The organism is Rhizomicrobium sp. (assembly GCF_056722145.1).
The window spans coordinates 1-4,045 of sequence record NZ_JBWZET010000308.1 but is presented as its reverse complement, the minus strand read 5'-3'; the positions used below and the strand labels follow the sequence as shown (position 1 = coordinate 4,045).

Genomic DNA, 4,045 nt, shown 5'->3' with positions numbered 1-4,045 from the left:
AGATCGAGCAGCGTCTTCGCCGCCACGCCGCGCCAATGATTATCGTAGCGGCTCCATTGCGTGACGCAGTGGATGTCGGAAACGGAGTCCTCCTGCGGCAGCGCCAGGAATTCGTCGAGCGTCCAATGCAGCGGCTTCTCGCAGAGCCCGCCGATACGCAGGCGCCAGTTCTCCGGCTTCACCGCCGGCTGGACGCCGAGGTCGAGCACCGGCCAGGTCTTCACTTCCTTCTGCCCCGGCGGCAGGCGCTCGACATGCCCGAGGTCCGGCCGCCCGGTAATCAGCCGCTTATCCGCCGCCCATTGCTGTTTGGCGCGGACGAGTTTGTCGTTGGGGTGGGTTGGTTCGTCGGGCATAGAACCATTCTAAAGGAGTGAATGGCGAATAGCGAGTTGCGAATAGGGTTACCCCTTCGCCCGCATGATCCTGGCCTTGTCGCGGGCCCAGTCGCGGCTCTTTTCGGTTTCGCGCTTGTCGTGCAGCTTCTTGCCCTTGGCGATGCCGATCTCGAGCTTGGCGATACCGCGCGGGTTGAAATAGAGCTTCAGCGGCACCAGCGTCATGCCTTCGCGCTGGATGGCGGTGGCGAGTTTGCGCACCTGGGTCTTATGGACCAGCAGCTTGCGGATGCGCTTGGGCTCGTGGCCGAAGCGGTTGGCCTGGGTGTATTCCGGGATGTTGGCGTTGATCAGGAAGATTTCGCCGTCCTTGGCCTGGGCATAGGACTCCGCAATCGTGGCACGGCCGTTGCGCAGCGACTTCACTTCCGAGCCGGTCAGCATGATCCCCGCCTCGAACGCGTCTTCGATGGCGAAGGCGTACCGCGCCTTGCGGTTGTCGGCGACAATCTTGCGGTCGTCGTCTGGATTCTTCTTGGCCACGGGCGGCTCCTGATGACACCGTCATTATATAGGGGGACGGAGCTATTTCCCAAGGCGTCACCCAGAGGTGCCCCGCGCCAGTGCGTGCTTCGCGGGCCGGCCGCACGAAGTCCTCGAATAATCGGCACGGTCGTACTCGGCCGGCCACCTCAGCATGACGAGAGCGCGGGGCCGCGAAGGGCGACGCCGCTCGCCGATGAGATTTACTCCGCCGTCACGCCGACTTCGGCCATGGCGGCTTTGATGCGGGCGCGGGCGGCGGCGCTGATGGCCATCATCGGCAGGCGGACTTCGTCGGTGCAGAGGCCGAGCTGGGAAGCCGCAAACTTCACCGGGCCGGGGCTCGGCTCGCAGAACATGGCGTCGTGTAGCGGCATCAACTTGAGCTGCAGCGCCAGCGCATCGTCCCAGCGCTTCTCGGCGCAGGCCGTCTGGAAATCGGCGCACAGTTTCGGCGCGACGTTGGCGGTCACCGAGATGCAGCCCTGGGCGCCCTGCGCCATGTAGGCCAGCGCGGTGCCGTCTTCGCCGGACAGCTGAACCCAATCGGGGCCGCAGGCGGCGCGCTCGCGCAGCACCCGGGCGAGATTGGCGGTGGCATCCTTGACGCCGATGATGTTCGGGATTTGCGCCAACCGCGCCATGGTGTCGACGTCGATGCCGACGATCGCGCGGGCGGGGATGTTGTAGAGGATGATCGGAATATCAACCGCCTCGGCAATGGACGCGTAGTGGCGATAGATGCCTTCCTGCGACGGCTTGTTGTAGTAGCCGGTCACCGACAGCACCGCATCGGCACCCATTTCCTTGGCGTGGCGGGTCAGCGAGATCGCTTCCGCCGTGGAATTCGAGCCTGCCCCCGCGATCACCGGCACGCGACCGTCGGTTTCCTCGAGGGTGATGTCGATCACCCGCATATGCTCTTCGTGGCTGAGCGTCGGCGACTCGCCGGTCGTGCCGCACGGCACCAGGCCGCTCGAGCCCTGCGCGATCTGCCAGCGCACCAAGCGCCGGAACGCAGCCTCATCGACCGCACCGTCCTTCATCGGCGTGATCAGCGCGGGAATGGAGCCTTTGAAGCTCTTGGGCGTGAACGGCATGGGCAACCTTCGTGCGGTGTGAGTGACGGACGCGGCGAATTCGGCTGCAAAATAGCGCTTGTCCCCGCCAGGGCAAGGCATTTGCCGCGGCGAATGTGCGGCGCTCCACACATTACGATTGTAGTGTGCGCCCCCGCGACATTAAGGTCGATCCCAACTGCGAATTCCTGGGACTGAAAACGATGCCTGCCCGTGCCCTGCCCGTTTTGGCCATCCTTCTGTTGGGGGCCGCGGCGGCAGACCCGCTGCCGGCTCGCCAAGCCGTCACCGTCCAGGCGGTGGGCGACGATGCGGCCGCCGACAGCGAAGCCGAGCTGCGCACCGGTACGGTTAAGGTCCTCTCTGCCGCCGATCACGACCTGTTCACCCGCGCTTTCGAGGCCGCCAACCGCGGCGACTGGCCGGCAGCGCTGGCACTCTCCCGCCAAGGACAAAATCCTATCGCCCGCGCGCTGGTCGAGTGGCGCTATGTCCAGGACAAGAATGCGCATGCCGCCTTCAGCGATATCGACGGTGTGCTGAAGGCGTATCCCGACTGGCCACGGCGGGGCATCGTTGAAGTCCGCGCCGAAGAAGCGATGGACCCGGCGACCGCGCCCGCGACAGTGATTTCCTGGTTCGGCAATCGCAATCCGATCAGCGCCACCGCCATGATCCGGCTCGGCGATGCCCTGATTGCCACCGGCAAAACCGATTGGGGCAAGAAACTAGTGCGCGACGGCTGGGCGGCGGGCGTGTTCGAGCTGCCGCAGGAACTCGCCATCGTGCAGAAAGACGGGCCGATCCTGACGCCGGATGTGGACAAGCGCCGGCTCGACAATCTCATCTGGTCCGACCAGATCGCCGCCGCCCGCCGCGAAATGGCGCGCGTGGACGACTCTGCGCAGCACATCGCCAACGCTCGCATCACCGTGAAGACCGATCCCCGCCACGCTCCGCGCGTGCTGTCGGAACTTTCCGCCGATCTTGGCGGCAACGGCGCCCTGCTGTTCGACCGCGCCCGCGCCGCGCGCAAGAACGGCGATTTCGATGCCGCTGCCGAACTCCTCACCCGCCCGGCGGTGCGCGAGCTGTTCAAGACGCGCCCGGGGCCGTTGTGGGCCGAGACCCACATCGTCGCCCGCGAGATGCTGAAGGCGAACAAGCCGGCGCTCGCCTATAAGCTGGTCGCCGACACCGGCGTCACCTCGGGCAGCGAGTTCTCGGATTCCGAATTCCTCGCCGGCTGGATCGCACTGCGCTTCCTCAAGGACGGCGCCAGCGCCCTGCCCCACTTCGCGCGGCTCGATGCCGGCGTGTCGCGCCCGATCAGCCGCGCCCGCGCCCGCTATTGGATGGGGCGGACCTATGAAGCGATGGGCGACGATACCAACGCCTACAAATCCTATCTGGACGCGTCCAAGGCGCCCGAGACGTTCTACGGCCAACTGGCGCTGACCCGCATCGACGCGGCGCCGGTGCTGCACTTGACGTCCGCGCGGGTGGAAGCGATGCCCTCGGCCGCCGCGTTCAATGCCGACGAGATGGTCAAGGCGATGCGCGTGCTCGCCGATCTCGGGGCGCAGGACCTGCTGAGGGCGTTCGCGCTGCGCTATGTCGAACTGCATCCCGGCGCCGGCCACGTCAAGCAGGTTGCCGCAGCGCTGTCCGACATGGGCTATCGCGACGTGGCCGTGCGGGTCGCCAAGGTGATCGGCTATGAGGGGCCGGGTTTCCCGCAGTATTCCTATCCGGTGATCGCCGTGCCCGACTACAAAGGTCCCGCTCCGGTACCGGAGTCCGCTCTCGTCCATGCCATCATCCGCCAGGAAACCGAATTCGATCCACAGAGCGTCAGCCACGCCAACGCGCGCGGCATCATGCAGCTCACCCCGGCGGCGGCGCGCGCCAACGCCAAGCGGGCGGGTCTGCCCTACCGACCGAACGCGCTGACGACGGACGTGACCTACAACATGCAGCTCGGCATGACCGAGTTCTCGTCCTATCTCGCCAACTGGGGAAACTCGGTAATCGTGTCGGCCGCCGCCTACAATGCCGGCGAGGGTAATGCCAAGCGCTGGATCC

At 66.0% G+C, this 4,045-nt stretch carries 4 protein-coding genes; 1 reads left to right on the top strand and 3 read right to left on the bottom strand.

Features of this window, described 5'->3' with window-relative positions; genetic code table 11:
- The 3 genes from AC1P6P_RS16325 to dapA all read right to left on the bottom strand — a co-directional run.
- Positions 1-356: molybdopterin-dependent oxidoreductase (locus tag AC1P6P_RS16325; protein WP_481403509.1), on the bottom strand; the 356-nt coding region annotated here is incomplete at its 3' end.
- A gap of 48 nt (positions 357-404) precedes the next feature.
- A complete protein-coding gene (gene smpB / locus AC1P6P_RS16320) occupies positions 405-881 on the bottom strand; it encodes an SsrA-binding protein SmpB (RefSeq protein WP_481403508.1) in 477 nt (158 codons plus the stop codon).
- A 203-nt stretch (positions 882-1,084) separates the two neighbouring features.
- On the bottom strand, positions 1,085-1,981 hold the full coding sequence (gene dapA, locus AC1P6P_RS16315; RefSeq protein WP_481403507.1) for a 4-hydroxy-tetrahydrodipicolinate synthase: 897 nt from the start codon (positions 1,979-1,981) through the stop codon (positions 1,085-1,087).
- Between the two features lie 182 nt (positions 1,982-2,163).
- Here dapA and AC1P6P_RS16310 point away from each other — a divergent pair.
- On the top strand, positions 2,164-4,045 hold a 1,882-nt coding region (locus AC1P6P_RS16310), incomplete at its 3' end, for a transglycosylase SLT domain-containing protein (RefSeq protein WP_481403506.1).